The sequence below is a fragment of the Streptomyces sp. ME19-01-6 genome (assembly GCF_033793745.1).
Classification (GTDB): domain Bacteria; phylum Actinomycetota; class Actinomycetes; order Streptomycetales; family Streptomycetaceae; genus Streptomyces.
In genome coordinates this window covers 316,927-337,708 of the sequence record NZ_JARAXF010000004.1, presented here as the reverse complement: position 1 = coordinate 337,708, position 20,782 = coordinate 316,927, and the positions used below count along the sequence as shown (strand labels likewise).

At 71.7% G+C, this 20,782-nt stretch carries 16 protein-coding genes and 1 pseudogene; 11 read left to right on the top strand and 6 right to left on the bottom strand.

Annotated elements, in window-relative coordinates; genetic code table 11:
* Positions 1-75: 75 nt before the first annotated feature.
* The 3 genes and pseudogenes from PV419_RS11510 to PV419_RS11500 form a co-directional block, all read right to left on the bottom strand.
* Positions 76-1,247: pseudogene (locus PV419_RS11510) on the bottom strand (RNA-guided endonuclease InsQ/TnpB family protein).
* Positions 1,248-1,317: 70 nt separating this feature from the next.
* Positions 1,318-3,378 carry a translation factor GTPase family protein gene (locus tag PV419_RS11505; RefSeq protein ID WP_319687867.1) on the bottom strand — a complete coding sequence of 687 codons (2,061 nt, stop codon included), beginning with the start codon at positions 3,376-3,378 and terminating at the stop codon, positions 1,318-1,320.
* A gap of 138 nt (positions 3,379-3,516) precedes the next feature.
* Positions 3,517-4,152: a TetR family transcriptional regulator gene (locus tag PV419_RS11500; RefSeq protein ID WP_319687866.1), complete on the bottom strand. Its 636-nt coding sequence runs from the start codon at positions 4,150-4,152 to the stop codon at positions 3,517-3,519.
* A gap of 123 nt (positions 4,153-4,275) precedes the next feature.
* Here PV419_RS11500 and PV419_RS11495 point away from each other — a divergent pair, with 123 nt between their 5' ends.
* Positions 4,276-5,097 (top strand): NAD(P)H-binding protein, encoded by an 822-nt coding sequence (locus PV419_RS11495; RefSeq protein WP_319687865.1) that lies wholly within the window; start codon positions 4,276-4,278, stop codon positions 5,095-5,097.
* A 54-nt stretch (positions 5,098-5,151) separates the two neighbouring features.
* Here PV419_RS11495 and PV419_RS11490 read toward each other — a convergent pair whose 3' ends face one another.
* A complete protein-coding gene (locus tag PV419_RS11490; protein WP_319687864.1) occupies positions 5,152-6,213 on the bottom strand; it encodes a Ku protein in 1,062 nt (353 codons plus the stop codon).
* A 32-nt stretch (positions 6,214-6,245) separates the two neighbouring features.
* Between PV419_RS11490 and ligD the strand changes: the two genes are divergently transcribed.
* The gene (gene ligD / locus PV419_RS11485) at positions 6,246-7,148 is read left to right on the top strand and encodes a non-homologous end-joining DNA ligase (RefSeq protein WP_319687863.1); all 903 of its coding nucleotides are present in this window, start codon (positions 6,246-6,248) and stop codon (positions 7,146-7,148) included.
* Positions 7,149-7,209: 61 nt separating this feature from the next.
* Positions 7,210-8,169, top strand: coding sequence for an ATP-dependent DNA ligase (locus PV419_RS11480; protein WP_319687862.1), 960 nt, complete (start codon positions 7,210-7,212; stop codon positions 8,167-8,169).
* Positions 8,170-8,246: 77 nt separating this feature from the next.
* Here the strand turns inward: PV419_RS11480 and PV419_RS11475 are convergent, their stop codons facing one another.
* The gene (locus PV419_RS11475; protein WP_319687861.1) at positions 8,247-9,206 is read right to left on the bottom strand and encodes a 1-aminocyclopropane-1-carboxylate deaminase/D-cysteine desulfhydrase; all 960 of its coding nucleotides are present in this window, start codon (positions 9,204-9,206) and stop codon (positions 8,247-8,249) included.
* Between the two features lie 382 nt (positions 9,207-9,588).
* Between PV419_RS11475 and PV419_RS11470 the strand changes: the two genes are divergently transcribed.
* Complete coding sequence (locus PV419_RS11470; protein ID WP_319687860.1) at positions 9,589-10,368, top strand: helix-turn-helix transcriptional regulator; 780 nt, start codon at positions 9,589-9,591, stop codon at positions 10,366-10,368.
* 142 nt (positions 10,369-10,510) lie between these two features.
* Here PV419_RS11470 and PV419_RS11465 read toward each other — a convergent pair whose 3' ends face one another.
* On the bottom strand, positions 10,511-11,347 hold the full coding sequence (locus PV419_RS11465; RefSeq protein WP_319687859.1) for a class I SAM-dependent methyltransferase: 837 nt from the start codon (positions 11,345-11,347) through the stop codon (positions 10,511-10,513).
* A 214-nt stretch (positions 11,348-11,561) separates the two neighbouring features.
* On the opposite strand from PV419_RS11465, the gene PV419_RS11460 reads away from it, so the two are divergent.
* The 7 genes from PV419_RS11460 to PV419_RS11430 all read left to right on the top strand — a co-directional run bounded on the left by PV419_RS11460 (position 11,562) and on the right by PV419_RS11430 (position 20,752).
* Positions 11,562-13,214: a serine/threonine-protein kinase gene (locus PV419_RS11460; RefSeq protein ID WP_319687858.1), complete on the top strand. Its 1,653-nt coding sequence runs from the start codon at positions 11,562-11,564 to the stop codon at positions 13,212-13,214.
* A gap of 96 nt (positions 13,215-13,310) precedes the next feature.
* Entirely contained in the window at positions 13,311-14,360 is a 1,050-nt protein-coding gene (locus PV419_RS11455; protein WP_319688172.1) for a trypsin-like peptidase domain-containing protein, read from the top strand.
* Positions 14,361-14,374: 14 nt separating this feature from the next.
* Positions 14,375-14,977 (top strand): effector-associated domain EAD1-containing protein, encoded by a 603-nt coding sequence (locus PV419_RS11450; RefSeq protein WP_319687857.1) that lies wholly within the window; start codon positions 14,375-14,377, stop codon positions 14,975-14,977.
* 2 nt (positions 14,978-14,979) lie between these two features.
* Positions 14,980-15,624, top strand: coding sequence for a hypothetical protein (locus PV419_RS11445; protein ID WP_319687856.1), 645 nt, complete (start codon positions 14,980-14,982; stop codon positions 15,622-15,624).
* 19 nt (positions 15,625-15,643) lie between these two features.
* On the top strand, positions 15,644-17,068 hold the full coding sequence (locus PV419_RS11440) for a radical SAM protein (protein WP_319687855.1): 1,425 nt from the start codon (positions 15,644-15,646) through the stop codon (positions 17,066-17,068).
* A 4-nt stretch (positions 17,069-17,072) separates the two neighbouring features.
* Entirely contained in the window at positions 17,073-18,212 is a 1,140-nt protein-coding gene (locus PV419_RS11435; RefSeq protein ID WP_319687854.1) for an SUMF1/EgtB/PvdO family nonheme iron enzyme, read from the top strand.
* A complete protein-coding gene (locus PV419_RS11430) occupies positions 18,209-20,752 on the top strand; it encodes a hypothetical protein (protein ID WP_319687853.1) in 2,544 nt (847 codons plus the stop codon). Before PV419_RS11435 ends, PV419_RS11430 begins: the two co-directional genes overlap by 4 nt.
* The last annotated feature ends 30 nt before the right edge of the window (positions 20,753-20,782 follow it).

The window sequence follows — 20,782 nt, the reverse complement described above, 5'->3', positions numbered from 1 at the left end:
GGCCCGAGCATACGCCCGAGACGTACAAAATTGACTGCTCCCCTCCCAAAATCCTGAAGGGAGGGGAATCCTGGCTCAGGCTGCCTCCGGGAGCAGCGCTCCCGGAGGTCTTACGCCCTCGGCACCAGCCGGGTTCAGACCTGCCCGGACGAGCATTACGCGGGCGGAGTTCTTGTCTCTGGGGGAGACGGCTCCGCACGCGGTGCAGGTGTAGGTGCGCTCGGACAGCGGCAGTGCGTGCTTGGTTCTCGCTCCGCAGCGTGCGCAGTCCATGGTGGTGTGCGCGGGATGCACGAGACGGATGTCGCGCCCGTGCTTGCGGCCCATCTCGATCAAGGCCTTCTTCGTGGCGCCGATCGCGGCGTCCGCCGCCTTGCGCGCCATCGAGGACCTGGCGAGGAATTTCGCCTTGAAGTCCTCCACCGCGATGGCGTCGTGGTCGGTCACGGCCTTCTTCGCCCACTTGCGGCCGGTGTCCTGCCGCTGCCGGGCGACCTTCTTGTACGCCTTCGCGCGCAGGTGCTTGGCCTCGCGGTAACCCTTCGAGGCGGCTTGCCCCTTCTTCGGTCTGCGCCGGGCCATCATCCGGTCGTACCGGGTCAGTTTGGCCTGGGCCTTGCGACCGTGCTGGGCGTGCGGGAGGTCGTGGGCGTTCGAGGTGGTGGTCGCGGTCTCTTTCACACCCCAGTCAACCCCGAGCACCCGGCCGGTCTTCGGTAGCGGCTGCACCCGGGTGGGGACCACGAACGAGCAGTACCAGTGCCCGACGCTGTCCCGGTATACACGCACCGACGAGGCTTCGGCGGGCAGGTGCCGCGACCACACCACCGTCAGTACAATCCCGCCCGCCAGGTGCAGGCGACCGTCCTTCAGCCGGAACCCGCGCCGGGTGCAGCTCAGCGTCAGCAAAGCCTCACGCTTCTTCTTCCACTTCGGCATACCGGCCCGCTGCCGCTGAGGCGGCCCTTCCCGGATGTCCTTGTGCGCCTTGGCGCGGGACTTGCCGAAGTCTCGTATCACCTGCTGCTGCGCGACGCTGGAGCCCCCGCACAGCCACGGCGTACGCTCCCGCGCCTGCGTCAGCATCTTGTCGAGCTGCGCCGGGCCACCTTGGCGAGGCACTCGTTCCAGACCCACCGGCACCGGTCCCATTCCGTCAGCAGCGCCGCACCGGCGGTCGACGACACGCGAAGCCGGTACGTGTACCGGGCGTGCCCGGCCTCGTCGGCTTCACTTGGCGTCGTCATGCTGCCAACGTAGCGTCATCGTTCGTTTCTCACTCAGGATCCTGGCAGACCTACACGAACGGGTGACTGCTCAAGCTGCAGCGCCACCGTCGGCACCCTGTTCACCTACACCGCGGCTCCGCCCCGGACCCAGCGGGCGGTCCCCGGACGGCCGGGACCACCACACGCCCTCACCGCGCGTGAGCCCCGGCAGCCACCGCTTCACCCCGTGCACCTCCCGGGCCGGGATCCGGCCTTCGAGCAGCCAGGCCGGCACCGCGCCCGCCGTTTCCTCGACGGCGGTGATGTCGGCCTCGGCCGCAGTGAGTTGGCCGGTGACCGGGGCCAGCGTGTCGTGCGGGATCTCCAGCTCGAAGGCGTGACACGGCTCGTACACCCGCGTCCCCGCGTCGCGCAGCGCGCGCTCCAGCACCACCGGGGTCAGGCCCCGGAAGTCGCCCGCGGTGCTGACCGGGCTGGAGAAGCCCGAGCGGATGAGGGTGACGAGGCAGTCGGTCACCGGACGGCCGTCGTGGCCCTGGAGGAGGGTGTCCTGCACGGTCTCCTCGATGGCGTGGTGGAACGCGCGGGGCAGCGCGCCCAGTTCGGTCTCGTACCGGAAGATCACCCCGGAGCCGGTCCGGGCGGGTTCGACGCGCAGCCCGATGGTGGCCCAGAAGCCGGTGTGATGGCGCCGGGCCATCTCCTCGCACGCCTCGCCGACGCGCACGGGCCGCTCGACGTGGACCGGCCGGCTCGGCTCGAAGTCGGCCTCGATGCCGAAGTCCCGGGCCAGTGTCGCCGCGATGATCTCCTTCTGGACCTCGCCGTACAGCAGCACCGAGGTGGCGCCGCCGGGCAGGGCGCGGGTGTGGATCAGCGGGTCCTGTTCGGCCAGGCTCAGCAGCGCGGCGTGCAGCCGCGCGGCGGGGCCCGGACCGGGCTCGCGCGCGCGGACGACCGTGCTCAGGCTGGGCGCGGCGAAGTGCGGCTGGTCGGGCAGCGGGTGCCCGGGGCCGCGGCCGTTTGCGTGGCCGGTGCCGCTTTCGGCGCTTGGGTCGGTGCCGGTGTTGCCGTTGGTGTGGGCGTCGGTCCCGCCGAGCCGGTCGCCGACCCGTACCTCGGGCAGGCCGCGCACCTTGCCGATGTTCCCGGCGGTCAGCCGCCCGGCGTCCGCCTGCGCGCCGGCCCGGCCGACGACATCGAGCGAGGTGATCTGGCCGCTGTACTCGAACAGCGTGCCGCCCGGCCCACGGCGGTGGAGCGTCACCTTCTGGCGTACGGCCAACTCGCCCGCGAACAGCCGCAGATACGCGGTCTTCCCGCTGGTCCCGCCCCGGCGCTCGACGGCGAAGACCGTCCCGTACGGGGCCGCTGCCGCTTCCGCGCCGACGGGCGCGGGCGGCAGCAGGCGCACCATGCCGCGGGCGAGTGCGCCGACGCCCTGGCCGCTCAGCGCCGAGCCGAAGAACACCGGGTGCACGCGGCAGTCCGCCGTGCCACCGGCCAGCTCCGCCCGCAGCTCGGCGGGCGTGGGCGGGGGCCCGTCCAGGACGCGGGCGAGCAGCGCGTCGTCGGTCTCGGCCAGCGCTTCGGCCACTTGGGCGCGGAAGTCCGCGTCGTCGAGCGAGCGGGGCACGGCGCGGGCGTCCCGCGTGCCCGGGTCCCGTACGGCCGTCATGGCGACGAGGTGCGGGGCCAGCTTGTGCCGGATGTCCGTCAGCAGCCCGGCGTCGCGGGCGCCCGCGCGGTCGATCTTGTTGACGAAGAGCAGGGTCGGCAGCCGCAGCCGGCGCAGCGTCTTCATCAGCACGCGGGTCTGCGCCTGGACGCCCTCCACCGCGGACAGCACCAGGACCGCGCCGTCCAGTACCCCGAGAGCGCGTTCGACCTCGGCGATGAAGTCCGAGTGGCCGGGCGTGTCGATCAGGTTGACCTGGGCCGGTCCCACGGTGAAGGAGGCGACCGCCGAGCGCACGGTGATGCCGCGCTCGCGCTCGATGTCGCCCGTGTCGGTCTGGGTGGTGCCGCTGTCGACGCTGCCGAGGCGGTCGATGGCGCCGTGGTCGAAGAGCAGGCGCTCGGTGAGGCTGGTCTTACCGGCGTCGACGTGCGCCAGGATGCCGATGTTCAGAGTGTGCGAAATGGGCATGCGTGTGGAGGTCCTCGAGAACTGTCGTCCGGTGGGGGCGCTGGGTAGTTCCGAGGAATCGGCGCATCGCATGCTCCTGGCTGGGCGTCGGACGGACGCGGGCCATCCTGTCAGCGGGAGCGGCAGGGTCAACCGAATTTAAGGCCGTATGGGTGGGGTGGCCTGCGCGAGGTGGCGGACGATCCGGCGCAGCTGCTCGGTGTAGTGCTCGCGGAACTCCGGCGAATCCGGGTCGGTGCCGAAGAGCTGCCGCACGAGGTGCGGCATCGCGACCGGCGCCGAGACCATGCTGATGAACAGCATCATCGCGGCGGCCGGGTCGAGGTCCTCGGCCAGCTCGCCGTCCGCCTGGCGGCGGCGCAGTCCGGAGAGGTCTTCGGGCTCGGGCTCCAACGCGCCGCCGGTGAGGCCCTTCCAGAGCATGAGGCGGGTGGGCCGGGGGTCGGCGAAGGTCAACTCGAGGTAGCGCGCGATGAGTTCGTCGAGGGGGAGGCCGGGGTCGGCGATGGTCTCCTCGCGCCGCAGCCACTGCTGCTGCAGCTCGCGGTAGAGCCCTTCCTTGCCGCCGAAGTAGTAGCTGATCAGCTGCTTGTTGAGCCCGGCACGGTCCGCGATGTCCTGGACGCGGGCGCCCGCGTACCCCTTCTCCGCGAACTCGTCCATGGCGGCGTCCAGCAGCAGCCGCCGGGAGCGCTCGGAGTCGAGCTTGCGCTCTGTGGGCGCGGGGGCGCGGCGGGGCTTCTTCGGCGGTTGCTGCCGCTGTTTCTCCTCCACGCGATCAGGCTAGCCGCAGCCCCTCGGCAGGTCACCCATCTAGTTGTTTGACAACTTCATCTGTCTGGATGAAGAGTGGTGGACGTCAAGCCCCAATCGCACGGCAGAGCAAGGAGTTTCGTCATGATCGTGGTGACCGGAGCCACCGGAAACGTCGGTAGGCATGTGGTGGACGAACTGGTCGCGGCGGGCGCGGAGGTCCGTGCGCTGACCCGTGACCCGGACTCGGCGCGGCTGCCCGAGGGGGTGCGCGTGGCGCGCACCGCGGACCTTCCCCTGGAGGGTGCCGACGCGGTCTTCCTCAACCCGGCGGTGGTGTGGGACAAGGGCCCCGGCGAGCTGCTGCGCGAGGCCGCGCGGGCGGGGGTGCGGCGCATCGTCACGCTCTCCTCCTCGTCCGTGCTGCACCCCGGCCCGGGCAACGACATCGGCAACCACCATCATGAGCTGGAGACCGAGATCGAGGCCTCGGGGCTGGCCTGGACGCATGTGCGGCCGGGCGCGTTCGCCTCGAACGCGCTGCAGTGGGCGGAGCAGATCCGCAAGGGAGACGTGGTGTACGGGCCGTACGCCCAGGCCCACACGGCGCCCATCCACGAGGCCGACATCGCGGCCGTCGCCGCCCGCGCCCTGCTCGGTGAGGACCACGCCGGTCAGGCGCCGGTGCTGTCGGGGCCGCAGTCGCTGACCTTCGCGGAGCAGGTGAGCATCATCGGCGAGGCCCTCGGGCGGCCGCTGCGGTACGAGGAGATCCCGCCGGAGGCGGCGCGCGAGGCGATGACCGGTGGCGGTCTGCCGGCGAACGTCGCGGACACGCTGCTGCGGATGTACGCCGGGTTCGTCGGCCGTCCCGCAGAGATCTCCGCCGAGACGGAGCGGATCACCGGGCGGCCGGGGCGCACCTTCGCCCAGTGGGCGAGCGACCACGCGGCGGCGTTCAGCTGACGCGTGCAGCTGACGCTTCCGTAAGGCCGCGGCCCGGCAGTGGTCCGGCGGCGGTCAGGAAGCCGTCCTGCCGCCCGCCCGCTTGCCGGTGGCCTGCTTCTTGGCGGGGGCCTTCTTGGCCGCGGCCTTCTTCGCCGTGGTCTTCGCGGCGCCGGCCTTAGCGCCGGCCTTCTCCGTGCCCTTCGCGGCGCTCTTCTTCGCCGCCCCGGCGGTCCGCTTCCCGGCCGGGGCCTTCTTCGCGGGCGCGGCGGCCTTCTTGCGCGCCCGCAGCGGGTGGACCGTCGCCTCCGCCTCTTCCCCGGCCTCACCGGCCTCCGCCTCTTCGCCGGCCTCCTCGCCCCGGGCCTCGCGGGCGCTGCGCACGCTGTCCCGCAGCGCCGCCATCAGGTCGACGACCTGGGCCCCGGCCGGGGCCTCGCCGGGCTCGGCGGTGGGCGTGGCGCCGGCCATCTTCGCCGCCACGAGGGCTTCCAGCGCCTCGTGGTATTCGTCGTGCAGCTCGTTCAAATCCACCTCGCCGAGCGTGTTCATCAAGGTGTCGGCCAGGTCGAGCTCCGCCTCCCGTACCGTCACCTTCTCCTTGGGGGCCACCCCGACCGGGGTGCGCACCTCGTCGGGCCACAGCAGCCGGTGCATCGCGATGGCGTCCCCCACGACACGCAGCATGCCCAGGCGCTCCCGGCCGCGGTGGGCGTACTTGGCGATGGCGACCTTCTCGCTGCGCTTGAGCGCCTCGCGCAGCAGCGCGTACGGCTTGGCGGCGGCGGGGCCGCTCGCGCCGAGGTAGTAGGCGTCACCCATCTGGAGGGGGTCGATGTCCGCCGCCGAGACGAACGCCTGGATCTCCAGGGCGCGGGTCGTGGGCAGCGGAAGGCGGGCCAGGTCCTCGTCGGTGATCGGGATCAGCGTGCCGTCGGCGTCCTCGTACGCCTTGCTGATGTCCTCCGCGTTGATCTGTTTGTCCTCGAGCTCACAGACCTTGCGGTAGCGGATACGGCCGCCGTCCTTGGCATGGATCTGCCGGAAGGAGACCGAGTGGTCCTCGGTCGCCGGATACATCTTGATCGGGATGCTGACCAGGCCGAAGGAAATGTTCCCATTCCAGATGGATCGCATGCTTTTGATCCCTTTCGTGAGATTCTTATCGTATGTCCCCGATCGCGGAGGTGGAGGGGCGGCGTATCGCGCTCAGAAACCTCGACAAGGTGCTCTATCCGGCCACGGGCACCACCAAGGGCGAGCTGCTGCACTACCTGGCCGCCACCGCCGGCCCGCTCCTCCGCCATCTGCGCGGCCGCCCGCTGGCGTTCCTCCGCTTTCCGGACGGCCCCGACGGCCAGACCTTCTTCACCAAGAACCCGCCCCCGGGCACGCCCGACTGGGTGGAGACGGCCGAGGTGCCCCGCCACGAGGGCGAGACCTCCCGCCAGATCCTCGTCCAGAACCTGGCCTCCCTGATGTGGGCCGGCAACCTGGTTGTCGAATTCCACGCCCCCATGTGGCGCGCCGATCGCGACACCGGCCTCGCCGACCGCCTCGTCTTCGACCTCGACCCGGGCCCGCCCGCCACGATCGTGCACTGCTGCGCCGTCGCCGAGTGGCTGCGCGAGCGGCTGCGCGCCGACGGCCTGTCCGCGTACGCCAAGACCAGCGGCTCCAAAGGGCTGCACCTGCTGGTCCCGGTGGAGCCGACCCCCTCCCGGCAGACCACCGGCTACGCCAGGAAGCTCGCCCTGGAGGCCGCGGCCGCCGTGCCCGGCCTGGTCACCTCCAAGATGACCCGCTCGCTGCGGCCCGGGAAGGTGTTCGTCGACTTCAGCCAGAACGCCGCCGCGAAGACCACCGCCGCCCCCTACACCGCCCGCGCGCGACGCGAGCCGACCGTCTCCGCGCCCGTCACCTGGGGCGAGGTCGAGGGGTGCGAGGACCCCGCGCAGCTGGTCTTCCGGATCGGCGACATCACCCCTCGGCTGGACCGCCACGGGGATCTGCTGGAGCCCCTCCTGGACCGAGAGCAGGCCCGCCCGCTGCCCGAGGGGGCCGGACAGTGACGGCGACGACCGGACCGCCCGCCGGGGCGCCGCATGCCGGACCGCCTGCCGGAGCCGCGCTGTGATCCCGCACTGGAGCCGGCCCTCTCGGGTGCCGCTGCTGCCGCCCGTGGAGGTCGCGCTGGCCCGCCCCGTCCAGGCCTTTCCCGACCCGGCCGGGAGGCGGCTGGCGTACGAGCCGAAATTCGACGGCCACCGCGTACTGATCTTCCGTACGGAGAACGATGTCCTGCTGCAGGCGCGCTCCGGCCGCATCGTCACCACGGCCTTCCCCGACCTGCGGGCCGCCGCGGAACAGCTCCCGGCCGGCACCGTCCTGGACGGGGAGGTCGTGGTGTGGACCGGGGGCCGTACGGACTTCGCCGCCGTCCAGAAGCGCGCGGCCGCCACCCGCGCCCGCGCCGCCCGGCTCGCCCGCGAACTCCCCGCCTCCTACGCCGCCTTCGACCTGCTGGCCGCCGGGGACGAGGACCTGCGCCCGCTGGCGTACGAGCGGCGCCGTGTCCGGCTTGTCGCCCTGCTGGAGCCGTACGGGCCGCCGCTGCAGCCCGTCCCCATGACCACCGACCCCGAGCTGGCCGCCACCTGGTACGACACGCTTCCGGCCATCGGCGTCGAGGGCCTGGTCATCAAGAGCCTCGGCCAGCCCTATCGCGCGGGCCGCCACTGGTGGAAGCTGCGGCACTCCGAGACGTGGGAGGCCGTGGTGGTCGGCGTCGTCGGCCCCCGCTACCACCCGCGCTCGCTCGCGCTGGTGCTGCCGGGCGACGACGACCCCGTGGTCTCCACGCCGCTCTCCCCGGCCGTGCGCGCCCAGATCACGGCCGCGCTGCGCGGTCTGCCCGCCGCCTCCGAGCCGCCCGGGCCTCCCGGGGCCGAGCCCGGCCCCACCGCCAAGGACATGGTGGGCACCGAGATCATGTACCGGCCGGTGGCCCCGGAGCTGACGGTCGAGGTGAGACAGGACAGCACCGCCCGCCACGCGGCGACCACGGTGGTGCGGCTGCGCGCGCCGGGATAGCCGCCGAGTTTGTGGTGAGTATGAGACATCGACACGCCGACGCCACGGCCTGTCGATGTCCCAAACCCACGACAAACTCACTGGCCCGGCCCCGGAACCGGATCCGGCGGCCCCGTGATCACGGCCGTGACCCGGCTCCCCGGCGGCAGTGCGGGGCCGCCCGCCAGGTCGTACACGCACCGCAGCATCTTGGCGACGTAGCGACGCTCCGCGGCCAGGCCGTGCCGCTCCTCGAAGCCCTCGGCGAAGGCGGCCAGCTCCGCCGGGACGCGGCCGTAGCCGCCGCCGTGGTGGTCGTGGTCGATCCGCCAGTTCGGATACGTCCGCCCCCACCCCCGCTCGTGCAGCCGCGCCACCTCGCCGTCCAGATACCGGGCGCCCTTGACCACCGCGACCCCCAGCGCCCGGGCGCCCTCGGGGAGCGCGGCGGCGATCCCGGCCAGCGTGCCCCCGGTGCCCACCGCGCAGCACACCACATCGCCCGGCCCCAGTCCGGGCAGTTCCGCGACGATCTCCGCCGCCCCGCGCGCCGCCGCCACGTTCGTACCGCCCTCCGGCAGCACATAACAGCGGCCCCACCGCTCCTCGAGCCGCCGGACCGTCTCCGGCGCCGTCTTTGGCTCCGCCAGCTCGCGCAGCGTCTCCCGGAAGCCGGCCCGGTTCCGGAACGCCAGCTCCATCCCGTACTCCTCGGCCCGCGCCAGCGACCAGTTGCGGGGTGCTCCGGCCAGCTCGTCGCCCCGTATGACCCCCACCGTCCGCAGCCCGACGGCTGCCCCGGCGGCGGCCACGGCGCGGATGTGGTTGGAGTACGCCCCGCCGAACGTGAGCAGCCGCGAGTGCCCCTGGTCGAGGGCGGCCGTCAGGTTGGGGGCCAGCTTGCGCCACTTGTTGCCCGGCACCGTCGGATGCACGAGATCGTCCCGCTTCAGCCGCAGCTCCACGCCCCGCTCGGCCAGCCGCTCGTCGTGCACCCGCTGCAGCGGGGACGGCAGCCGGGGCGCGAGGGCGACGGCGGGATCGATGGGCAGGCTCACCTCTCCATTCTGACCGCTGGAGCCCGTCTACTGGGCCGTGCGGCCGACCGGCCGGGAGGGGCCGGGACGTGCGCCGGACACGCAGCGTAAGCACTGGCACGGTGGCCACACACCGGTTTGCAGGGGAGGTAGGGATTCGCTGCTCATGACCACCACCTCGGCACCCCAGGTCCGGCCGCTGTCATGGGACACCCTGAGGCTCATGAGCCGCCGACCCTGTTTCCTTCTGTCCGTCATGATCCGCCCTCTCTGTTGCGTCCGGTCGTGATGGTGGCGCCGTTGCCCGGGACACTGCGACGACAGAAAGGGCGTTGCTCGGGCGTCCCTCAATAGGCGTCATTTAGGTGTCATCAGGCGCCGGTTGCCGTTAGCGTTGGGTGTCATGACGACCGAGGTGCACGTACCGAACGACGCACTGCGGGCCGTGCGCATCGGCCTGCGGATGAGCCAGGACGACCTGGCCAAGGCGCTCCGGCGAGCAGGGGCCGAATCAGGGGAGCCGAACGACGCCAGTAAGAGGCTTGTGCAGCGCTGGGAAGCCGGTATCAGCAGGTCGCCGAGGCCCGTGTACGTTCGCGCTCTGGAGAAGGTCACAGGGCTGTCAGCCGAGTCCTTGGGGTTCGCCCCGCAGGTGCCCATGGGCAGAGTCCAGGGCGATGGGCGAGGGGGAGACGACATGGCTCCGAGCCCTGAGGGCGTCGCCTCCGCCTCGGCGGACACCCGGACGGTTCAGCAGGCAGCGGAGGCCAACTACAGCGGCGTATGGCTGTCCCGGTACGAGTTCTATTCCTCGGGCCGCGACGACTCGTTCGAAGGCAGGCATTACGTCGTCCTCGTTCAGCACGGCAACCGATTGACGGGACGTTCGCTGAACGGAGCTTCGTCGAATCCGGATTCGCCGCTCTCGCTGGACCTCACGGTTGACCGGAACGTGGTCACGGGGACGTGGACCGAGCAGACGGCCAATGACGGCTACTACCAGGGAGCGTCCTACCACGGCGCGGTTCAGCTGCTCGTGGAGCCGACGGGCCGCCGTATGGCGGGCAAGTGGGTCGGGTTCGGAAAGGACTTCGACGTCAACACCGGCCCTTGGGAACTGAGGCTCATGGACACGTCGACGTCCAAGGCCGCCTTGGAGCGGTACAGCATTCCGCCGGAGTGAGGGCATACGACCGGGCCGGGCGCGGTCGCCGACCGCCGTGCCCACCGGGGCCACCCGCGACCGTGCCGGGAGTCGTCCTCGGCGGCGTACACGCTCACCTCGCCCCATCCGCCGAGGACGACCGTCTGCATCGGAGGGGCCGTCAGGCGAACCGCGCGATGGCGGTCATGGTCGGCCGCAGGTTCCGTACGACGGGCAGCCGGTACAGCACCGGCGTCAGCGCCCCGAAGTACGGGCCCCGGCCGCGCGGCAGGTGCAGCTCGCGGACGTCGACGACGGCCGGGTGGGCCGTGCGCACCTTCCGCAGCTCGCCTGCGTTCAGGCCCCACGGCATGCCGGGCATGCGGTAGTTCGGGGCGGGGCGATTCTCGCCGCGCTGGGTGCCGACGCTGAGCCAGCGGGGGACGGCGTCGAAGACCAGCGCCCCGCCCCGGAACCGCTCGGCGCACGCGTTGATCAGCTCCCGCACCTCGCGCGGGCGCAGATACATCAGCAGCCCCTGGGCGGTGATCAGCACACCGTGTTCGGTGTCGACCTCGTCCATCCAGGACAGGTCGAGCACGGACTGGGCCAGGACGCGCCGCCGTTTGGTGTCCGGCAGCAGGGTGCGGCGCAGCTCGGCGGTTTCCGGGAGCTCGACGCCCAGCCAGTGCGCCCGGCCGTTGTCGACCCGCCAGAACTGGGTCTCCAGGCCCTCAGCGAGGTTGACGACGGTGCCGGCCGGGTGGTCGGCGAGGAAGGCCTGTACGGCGGCGTCGAAGGTCCGTACGCGCAGCGCCTGGCCCTGGGCGAGCAGGGGGTGGGGTCGGCCGAAGGTCTTCTCGAAGGGGTAGTCGAGGCGGTCGACCAGCTCAATGGCCTTGGGGTCGTGCAGCACTGTCCGGGGCTGCCGGGCCTCATGCGCCCGGTGGTAGAGGTTCCATAACAGGGTCTCGGGGACGCGGCTGAGCCGCACGGGCACCTTGTCCTGGTCCGCCACGTTTCCTTGCTCCCTTCCGGCCGTATGTCCCGGCGAATATCGCAGCGAACGCTAGTGGTCCGCCCGGGCAAGGTGTGGGTGCCCGCGCCGTATGAGATCAAATCGGGACTCGCTGCTGGAAGTTGGGCGTGCCGACTATGCTCGCCACACCGCCTGGGGGATGGTCGGCCGCACGAGGCGCACCACCGCCGCAGGAGGGGGAGGAAGAGATCGCATGAGGCCCGGGGACGGCGAGATCGCGACGCCCGGCGAGCGTGGCGCCGGACGGCTGATCGCCGGTCGGTATCTGCTCCTGGACCGGCTCGGCAGGGGCGGCATGGGCACCGTCTGGCGCGCGCGTGACCAGGTGCTGGAGCGCGAGATCGCCGTCAAGGAACTGCACATTTTCACCGACGGCGGCGAAGAGCACAGGAGGCTGCTGCGTCGCGCGGTCCGGGAGGCCCGTACGGTCGCCCGGGTGCCCCATCCCCATGTCGTGGGGGTCCATGACCTGGTCGAGCACGAGGACCGGCTGTGGATCGTGATGGAACTCATCGACGGCCCTTCGCTCGTCCGCCTGCTCGCGGACGACGGGCCGCTGCCGCCGCGGCGGGCCGCCGCCCTCGGGCTGCAGCTGCTCGGCGCTCTGGAGGCCGTCCATGCCGCCGGAGCGCTGCACCGCGACGTCAAGCCCGCCAATGTGCTGCTGCGCCGGGACGGCAGCGCGGTGCTCACCGACTTCGGCATCGCGATCCTGGACGACGGCGAGTTCCTGACGACCACCGGAGAACTGGTCGGATCCGCCGACTTCATGGCGCCGGAGCGGCTGAACGGGGACGAGGTCGGGCCCGCGTCCGATCTGTGGTCGCTGGCCGCGACCTTGTGTGTCATCACCTCGGGGGAGTCGCCCTTCGGGCGTCCTTCACGCGTCGCCACCCTCCATGCCGTGGCGTTCGGGGAGCCGGTGATCCCGGAGCGGGTCGGGCCGCTGCGGCCGGTGATGGAGGCCCTGCTGCGCAAGGCCCCCGAGGAGCGCCCGTCCGCGGCGACGGTGCGGGACGCCCTGCGGCGCGTCGCGGACGGCGCCGCGGACCCCGGCCCGCCACCGCCGGCCGTAGGGTTACCACCGGACGCACGGCCTTTACCGGACGCACAACCTTTACCGGCGGCGCCGCCTGAGACCGTACGGGCGTCGAGCCTCATCGCGGACGCGGAGACCCGGACGCACGCGGGCGGTACGGGCTCCTGGGCGGGCGGATGGGAGCCGACCGCCGCCGGCACGAGCCCTCTTCCCGACCCCCGGGCCACCACCTGGGCCACCGTCCGTGACGACGGCCGCGGAAGGAGCCGAGGGAGCCGGAAACGGACGTGGTGGGCGGTCGCGGCAGGGGCCGTCGTGCTCACGGCCGGGCTCGCCACCGGTCTGTTCGTCACCGGCACGCCCCCGTTCGGGCGGGACGACGCCCCGCTCGGCCCGACCACCACGAAGAGCAAGATGACGGTGCGCGCGGCCACGGGCTGGCAGCGGGCGGCGGTGACGCCCATCCGGAAGGGCGACCGGGTGACCGTGCGCTACACCAGGGGCACCTGGACGGTGGACTACCGACAACGACAACTGCCCTATGTCGGCGCGCGCGGCCTTTCCGCGGCCGACGACCAGGCCTTGGAGTTCGCCAGGGACTGCAAGGTGAACTCCGGCGCGAGGTTCGGAACGCTGCTGGGGCGCTTCTCGGGAAACGCCAAACGCCTCCCGGGCCACATCGTGGCGCCCGAGTGGCACTTCCGGGCGGCCCGCAGCGGGACATTGGAGCTGCGGATCAATGACGGCGACGACTGCCTGGAGGACAACAAAGGCACCCTCGGCGTGACCGTGTCGGTCACCCACTGAGTCACTGATCCGTTACGGATCCGGCCCGGATCGCGCCGCACATGTCCCCTATGCTGGGAGTCGTGCCACAGGGTATTGCTCCGCTCCCAGCCGTTGGTGGTTCGATTGCCGCACTTTCTCGACGCACTGCCCTTCGACTGGAGCAGGCCGGAGTCCCGTGAACTGCACGACTTGCTGGCGGGTATCCATTTCCGGGAAGGGCCGGTTGTCGAGTTCGCCGTACGGGCGGGGGTGAAACCGGCGACGATCGCATGGGATCGGCCGATGCATTCCGTCTGGCACGACCTGATCACCAAGGCCCGTAACCAGAATCGCCTGCGTGCGCTGCTCGAACAAGTGGCGGAAAGCGATGAGGCGGTGGCGCTGCGGCTGCGGGAGCTGATGGCGGCGGAGCCGGTGGTGGAGGCCCCGGCGGCGGCCGATTCGGGGGTCGTCTGGAAGGGCTTCGACGCCCGTGGCGGGTGGGAGCGGCAGATCTTCGACGAGCCGACCCTGCTCGATGTGGCGTTCATGCGGCGCGGGGTCGAACTCGCCCCGGCCGTGGTGCGGCTGTTGGTGGCGCTGGAGAGCGGCCGGGCCTACGGGACCGCGTTCCGGATCGGCGACGACCTGCTGCTGACCAACCACCACGTCCTGTTCGACCCCGGCTCCGGTCCCGTGGGCGGTACGCCCGCGACGCGCGTCGAGGCCTGGCTGCACTACGAGCTGGACACCGCTGCCCGGCACCGCGTTCATACGGTGGTGCACTGCCGACCCGAGACGATCACCGGCGACCGGACGCACGACTGGGCCGTGATCCGGGCGGACGGACCGCTGCCGCCCGACATTCCCGTCGTCGCATTGGCCGCCGCCGAGCCGGTCTCGGTCGGCGAGCGGGTCTCCATCATCCAGCATCCGAACGGCGGGGTGAAGAAGATAGGGATGCACCACAACGTCGTCCGGCATGTCGATGACGATGTGATCCAGTATTGGACGGACACAGAGGCCGGTTCCTCCGGCTCGCCCGTCTTCAACGAACGGTGGCAATTGGTCGGGCTGCACCATCGATGGCTGGCCGTCGAGGAGTTCGGGAAGCGGGAATTCCGTAATCAGGGGCGCCGGATATCCCGGGTGGCAGAGGGACTTGCCTCGGCTGGAGTGCTGTGAGTGCTGTGAGTGGTGTGAGTGATACGAGTCTGTTGGACAAGGCCCCTTTCGCCGCCGACGACCCGCAGGCGCGGGAGCTGCTCGCCGTCCTCCTGACCGTGTACGACCGGGGGCCCGAGGTACGGACCTTCGTACTCTTGGCGGGGATGCGCGCGGCCGAGTTTCCGTGGACGGCGCCCATGGCGGAGGTATGGCCACAGGTCCTGCGCCGGGCGGCGGACCAGGGGAGGCTGCGGCGCCTGGTCGGCGTGATCGCCGAGGACCCCGACAGCGCGGCGTACGGGATCATCGCCCGGCTCGCCGCCACCCCCGCACCGGCCACCGCCACGGCGAACGCCGCCGCCCCCGCACGCCTCTCCTATCAGCCGGGTGACGTACGCCGACTGGTCATGGACTCCTTGGACGACGACGAGCTGAACGCACTCTGCCTCGATCATTTCCCGTCCGTGTACGGACAGTTCGCCCAGGGCATGAGCAAGTCGCAAAAGACGATCCGGCTGATCGAGTACTGTGCGCGACGTGATCGGCTACCGGACCTCGTGCGACGGGTGGGCGAGGTCAACCCCGTCAGACACCGCGAGTTCACCGACCGCCTGGAAATCCGAGACGAGAGGTGAGCATGGACGAGCGTGAGCTGAAGCTCAATTCCCTGTCGCGGTACGCCAAGACGTCACCGCTTTTCATCCTCGAAGAACACGGACATTGCGAGGTGCCCGCCGGATGCGGCGGCGTGGTGCTCCGGTGGCGCAATCCGCGGGCCGGAGTCCCCTTCACGATGTGGCTGGAGACCGACGGCCCGAGTGAAATGTACCTCGACGGCACGGCGCCCTCCTCGTCCCGCCCACTGGTCCCGTTCGGCACACATGTCCTCGCGCTCGAAATAGCCGCGTACGACTCCGCGTACACCACGCTGATGTTCGCCGGGATCTACAAACCGGATGAAGACATCCATGTGCAGACCACGGCCCCTCACGGCGTCGCGGAGACGTCCGTGCTCTCGGCGGCGGACGGCACTTGGAAATACTCCCTCGACGAGCCGGAGGACGATGCCTGGGCGCGCCCCGGTTTCGACGACGACGGCTGGCAGCCCATGGTGGAGCGGCCCGAGCGGCGGCCGGCGGAGGATCCGGAGCGAAATGCCGAGCCCTACCGGGTGAGAAAGCTGAAGGGATTCGGCGCGGTCGGCCTGGGGGTTCCCGGGCAGGGCGGCGGCCGGGTCTGGGTCCGCAAGGTCTTCACCATTTCCGACCCGGACGCGGCCTGACAACAAACGGAGGTTAACGATGCCGGAACGGGCCCCGCTGGTGCTCACCCCGCAATTCTTCGGCAGCCTGGTCTTCGACCGCCGTACGTCGCGGTATCTGCCCTTCGACGCGGAGGCCACGGACGTACTGCGGCGGCTGAGCACGCACCCCGTCGATCGCCTGCTCGCGGAAACGGACGACCCGATCCGGCGCGGCCGGATCCAGCGCTTCTTCGAGCACTTCTACGACCTGGGGTTTTTCACCATCGACGGCCGGTTCGCCGGTGTCGTCCGCGACGACACCGGCGAACCGGCCGTGCCGCCGGACCATCTCACCGGCCCGCTGGCGGTCCATCTGGAGGTCATCGCCTCGTGCAACCTGGGCTGCACCCACTGTTTCGCCGGTGACCTCCCGCGCCGCGAGAAGCGGCTGAGCCTGGAGGAGATCGACCGGCTCTTCGCCGAGATGGCGCGGCTCGGCGCATTCCGGCTCGGGCTCACGGGCGGCGAACCGCTGCTGCGGAAGGATATTTTCCGCATCATCGACATGGCCCTCGACCACGGCCTGGCCCCGTGCATCACCACGAACGGCCTGCTCATCACCGAGGACATCGCCAAGGAATTCGGAAAGCGCGAACTGGTCTGGCTGAATGTGAGCCTGGAGGGCGCGACCGCCGAGACCAACGACCGGGTGCGCGGCCCCGGCACCTTCGCCAAGGTCCTCGACCGCCTCGCCGTGCTCCGCGAACACGCCCGCTTCACCCTGGCCTTCACCATCATGCGGACCAATCTCGACGAGATCGACGCCTGCGCCCGGCTCGCCCATGAAGTGGGCGCGGACACCGCGGTGTTCCGGCCGCTGTACCCGGTCGGTGTCGCCGAGCGGAATCAGGAACTGATGCCGAGCTTCGTGGACTACACCGAGGCGTTGAACAGCCTGTCCCGGCTGGGCGGCCCAAGCCTTGACGATCCCGGCAACCACGTCGATCTGCATCACATCGACCCGTTCAGCCCGCATTCCCGGCAGGAGACGCAGTCCGTCATCCACCAGAACTACGGCTGCGGCGCCGGAAACCTCGTGTGCTCCGTCTCCGTGTCCGGCGACGTCAACCCGTGCAGCTTCCTCGGCCCGGATTTCGTCGCCGCCAACGTACGGGAGACGTCCCTGGCCGAGATCTGGCACCACAGCGCCGGATTCCAGGCGATACGCGCCCTCCCGCACACCGACCCGGCCAGCGACCACGGCCAGACCGCCACCTTCGCCGGCGGCTGCCGCGCCCGCTCCCTCGTCCTGGCCGGCTCGGTCAACGCCCCCGACCCCTGGATCGCCGAACAGGTCGCGGCAGAGGCGCGCTCGGGGGCGGCGGTCCGCAACCCGCTCGCCGTCCTGGACGTATCGGCGCGGCATTCCCGCCCCTCCTGCCCCTCCGCTCAAGGGGTGTCCTGCCACGGATCGTGCGGGTAAGGCGATGGGATCCGCGTACGAATGGCTGCGCACGGACCACACCGCCACCGGCAGCGCCCGCGACCTGCTGCGGCTCGCCCGCGAGCTGGAGGCCCAGGGCGACCCGCGCACCGCCGCGACCGCGTACGACCGCGCGCGCAGGGTCGCCCCGGCGGACCCCGAGATCGCCGAGGCCCGGGGCGCGCTGCTGGACCGGATGGCGGTGGAGGAGCACGGCATCCTCTTCCGCTACATCCCGGCCGGCTCCTTCGTGATGGGCTCCGCCGGCGGCGACCTGGACGAGCGCCCGGTACACCCGGTCCGGCTCGACGACTACTGGCTGTCCGAGACCCCGGTGAGCTGGGCGGCCCACTGCGACCTCATGGACTGGGAGCCGCCCCCCACCGGGATGCCCCAGGAGGAGCTCGGGCGGGGCGGATCGGTGAACCCCGGCTGGTTCCTGTACGAGGCGAACAAGATCCGCCTGCAGTACTGCGAGGACGCGACCGTCCGCGCCACCGACTGGCACGCCCACGCCCCGCGCCACGACTGGGTGAGCGGAAGCGGCGAGCGGGTCGACTCCCGGACCCTGTTCGGCACGCCGCGCCGTGACGACCCCCGGCGCCCGTGGGCCTACGACCGCAAGCCCATGGTGAGCGTCTCCTGGCAGGACGCCGAGGAGCTGTGCGCGCGGCTGTCCACCGACCAGGTCCGGTACGCCCTGCCCACCGAGGCGGAGTGGGAGCGGGCCGCGCGCGGCGGCCTGCCCGGCCGCCGCTATCCGTGGGGGGACGAGCCCCCGACACCGGAGCGCTGCGACTCCGACCGCTTCGACCAGTTCTCCATCCTGCCCATGCGGCGCCTGCCCGCCAACGGCTATGGGCTGTACGCGATGAGCGGCGGGGTGTGGGAGTGGACCGCCGACTGGTACGACGCGGAGTACTACCGCACCAGCCCGGGAGCCAACCCGACCGGGCCCGCCCAGGGTCAGGAGCGGGTGCTGCGGGGCGGCTCCTGGGCGGACTGCGCCGAGGCGGTCACGGTGTCCTTCCGGATGTCCCGTGAGGCGGGCAGCTGGCGAAAGGGCGGATGGGGCGCCCATATGACCCCCAACATCGGCTTCCGGCTGTGCCGCAAGGGACCCGCGCCCGCGGTAGCGCCATGACGGGCGGCGGCCCCCACGGCGACGCGTACGGCGCCGTGCGCAACCCCGGCGCCGTACGGGCCCTGATCGACCGGGCCCTGTCCGAGGACGAGATCCGGGACCTGTGCTTCGACCACTACCCCGAGGTGTACCGGGAGCTCTCGGCGGCCATGAGCCGCCGCGAGTGCATCCGCAGGCTGGTCGCCTGGTGCCACGCCCATCACGAGCTCGGCGCGCTCGTCGCCCACGTCGCCGGGATCAACGCGGAGGCCGTCGCCGCGCACGCCGAAGCACTCGCCGCGCCCCCACGCGACCCGGACCCCAGGGCCGCGTCGCGGGTACGCCCCCTGACGGCCGGCATCGTCCACGCCCTGCCCCCCGCCCCCACCTTCGTCGGCCGCGCGGACGAACTGGCCGCCCTCAGCCGCTTCTGGCAGGACGGCGAGCCGGGCGTACTGGCGCTGCTCGGCCTCGGCGGCGCGGGGAAGACCGCCCTGGCCGGGGAGTTCCTGACCCGGCTGAGGACACAGGGGGACCCGCCGCCCGACGAGCTGTTCATCTGGAGCTTCTACCTCAACCAGGACGTCAAGGAGTTCCTGGAGGTCGCCTACACCTACTTCAGCGGCGGCGCGGTCGTGCGCGGCAGCCCCATGGGCACCTTCTACCTGCTCACCGAAATCCTCACCTCGCCGGGGCGCAGACTGCTCGTTCTGGACGGCCTGGAGCGGGTGCAGCGCCCGGCCACCGACCGTCAGGGCGCCTTCGGCGACCTGACCGACCGGCTGCTCGCCCAGGTCATCGACCGCCTCGCCGACGGCCTGGGCACCACCAAGTGCCTGATCACCAGCCGCCTCCCGCTGCCCCGGCTGGCGCCCTGGCACGGCCGCGGCTACGCCCGGCTCGACATCGACCAGCTGTGCCGCGAGGACGCGGTGGCCCTGATCCGCGACCGCGGCGTACGCGGTGGCGACGACGCGCTGCACACCCTGATCGACGAGTTCGGTGCCCACGCCCTGACCCTCGACCACCTCAGCGGCTACCTCGTCGCATACGCCGACGCCGACCCGGCCCGCGCCGCCTCGCTGCCCGAGCCGCGCGCCGACTCGGGAGAGCCGCAGGAGCGGCGCCTGGCGCGGGTCCTCGACGCGTACGAGACCGCGCTCAGCGAACGCGAGACGGCCCTGCTCGCCCGGCTGTGCATCTTCCGCTTCGGCGCGTCCGCCGACCAACTGCACTCCGTCTTCACCCGCAGCACCAGCCCCCAGATCGCGGGCCCGCTGAGCGGCCTCGACCGGCGCGACGTCCTCGCCACCCTGCGCCACCTCCACCAACTCCACCTCGTCCTGCGCGAATCCGCCGACCAGTTCACCGTTCACCCCGCGGTCCGCGACCACTTCTACCGGTCCTTCACCGACCCGCGCTCCGTCCACCAGGCCATACGCCGCCACTACAGCGCCCTGGTCAGCGGCCCCGGCGTGCTGCCCCCCGACCGCCCCGAGACCCTGGACCTCCTCGAAGAGCTGGTCCACCACTCGCTGGCGGCCGGCCATGTCGCCGAGGCCGAGGAGGTCTACCGGCTCCGCATGGGCGGCTACGAACATCTCGCCTGGCAGACCGGCCAGTACAGCCGCTGCGTCCGCGTCCTGGAGGAGTTCCCCACCTGCCCCGACCCCGGCGGCCTCCTGTGGTGCTACCGCGCGATCGGCGACCTCCCCGCCGCCCTGGCCCGTATCGACCCGGACGACAGCTGGTGGCTCGCCATGATCGGCACCCTCAGAGGCCGCCTCGCCGAGGTGGCCGACCTCCTGCGCGGCAGCCGCCGCGACCCCATCCTCGCCGTCTCCCGCGCCCTCACCGGCTCCCTGCCCATCGACCGGCTGGCCACCGCCCCCGTCTGGTTCGGCCTCCCGCTCTCACCGGCCGAGTGCCTCCTGGAGGCCGGCCTTCCCGAACCGGCGCTCGCATACGTCTCCCGCGCCCGCTCGGGACTGACCGACGCCTCCCTGGGCGTCGACTGGAACGACGAGGTCGCCCGCTACGACCTGATCGAGGCCGCCCTCGCCTGCCACTCCGGCGACCTCGTCATGGCCCAGAGCCTGCTGGACAAAGCCACCCAGTGGATCGTCACCTCCGGCTCCCAGGAACACCTCTGTCTCCTCCACCTCGGCCGCGCCCGCCTCGCCCGCGCCCAGCGCCACCCCACCCTCGCCACCACCGCGATCCGCGAAGGGCTCCGCACCGCCGAACAGTGCGGCTTCGGCCTCCACCGCCTCGCCCTCCTCCTCGAAAAGGCCGAACTCGCCCTCCACGAAGACGACCCCACCGCCGCCGCCACCACCGCCACCACCGCCCTCCACGCCGCCTCCGACCCGGCCTGCCACCACGTCTGGGCCACCGCCCGGGCCGGCCACCTCCTCGCCCGGGCCCACCACCGCCTCGGCGACCACGCCCCCGCCCTGGCCCAACTGACCCGCACCATCGCCCTCCAACGCGACATCGGCGACCCCCGGCTGGCCGGGTCCCTGGAGCTGTTGGAAAGGATCGAGCAGCGGCGCGAGTGAAGGGCTGCGCAGACGAGCGCAGCGCCACGC

Coding starts and splice junctions, on each gene's coding strand:
- PV419_RS11505 (WP_319687867.1), bottom strand. CDS start 3,378: ATGCCCATTTCGCACACTCTGAACATCGGCATCCTGGCGCACGTCGAC.
- PV419_RS11495 (WP_319687865.1), top strand. CDS start 4,276: ATGATCGTGGTGACCGGAGCCACCGGAAACGTCGGTAGGCATGTGGTG.
- PV419_RS11490 (WP_319687864.1), bottom strand. CDS start 6,213: ATGCGATCCATCTGGAATGGGAACATTTCCTTCGGCCTGGTCAGCATC.
- ligD (WP_319687863.1), top strand. CDS start 6,246: ATGTCCCCGATCGCGGAGGTGGAGGGGCGGCGTATCGCGCTCAGAAAC.
- PV419_RS11470 (WP_319687860.1), top strand. CDS start 9,589: ATGACGACCGAGGTGCACGTACCGAACGACGCACTGCGGGCCGTGCGC.
- PV419_RS11460 (WP_319687858.1), top strand. CDS start 11,562: ATGAGGCCCGGGGACGGCGAGATCGCGACGCCCGGCGAGCGTGGCGCC.
- PV419_RS11445 (WP_319687856.1), top strand. CDS start 14,980: ATGGACGAGCGTGAGCTGAAGCTCAATTCCCTGTCGCGGTACGCCAAG.
- PV419_RS11440 (WP_319687855.1), top strand. CDS start 15,644: ATGCCGGAACGGGCCCCGCTGGTGCTCACCCCGCAATTCTTCGGCAGC.
- PV419_RS11435 (WP_319687854.1), top strand. CDS start 17,073: ATGGGATCCGCGTACGAATGGCTGCGCACGGACCACACCGCCACCGGC.
- PV419_RS11430 (WP_319687853.1), top strand. CDS start 18,209: ATGACGGGCGGCGGCCCCCACGGCGACGCGTACGGCGCCGTGCGCAAC.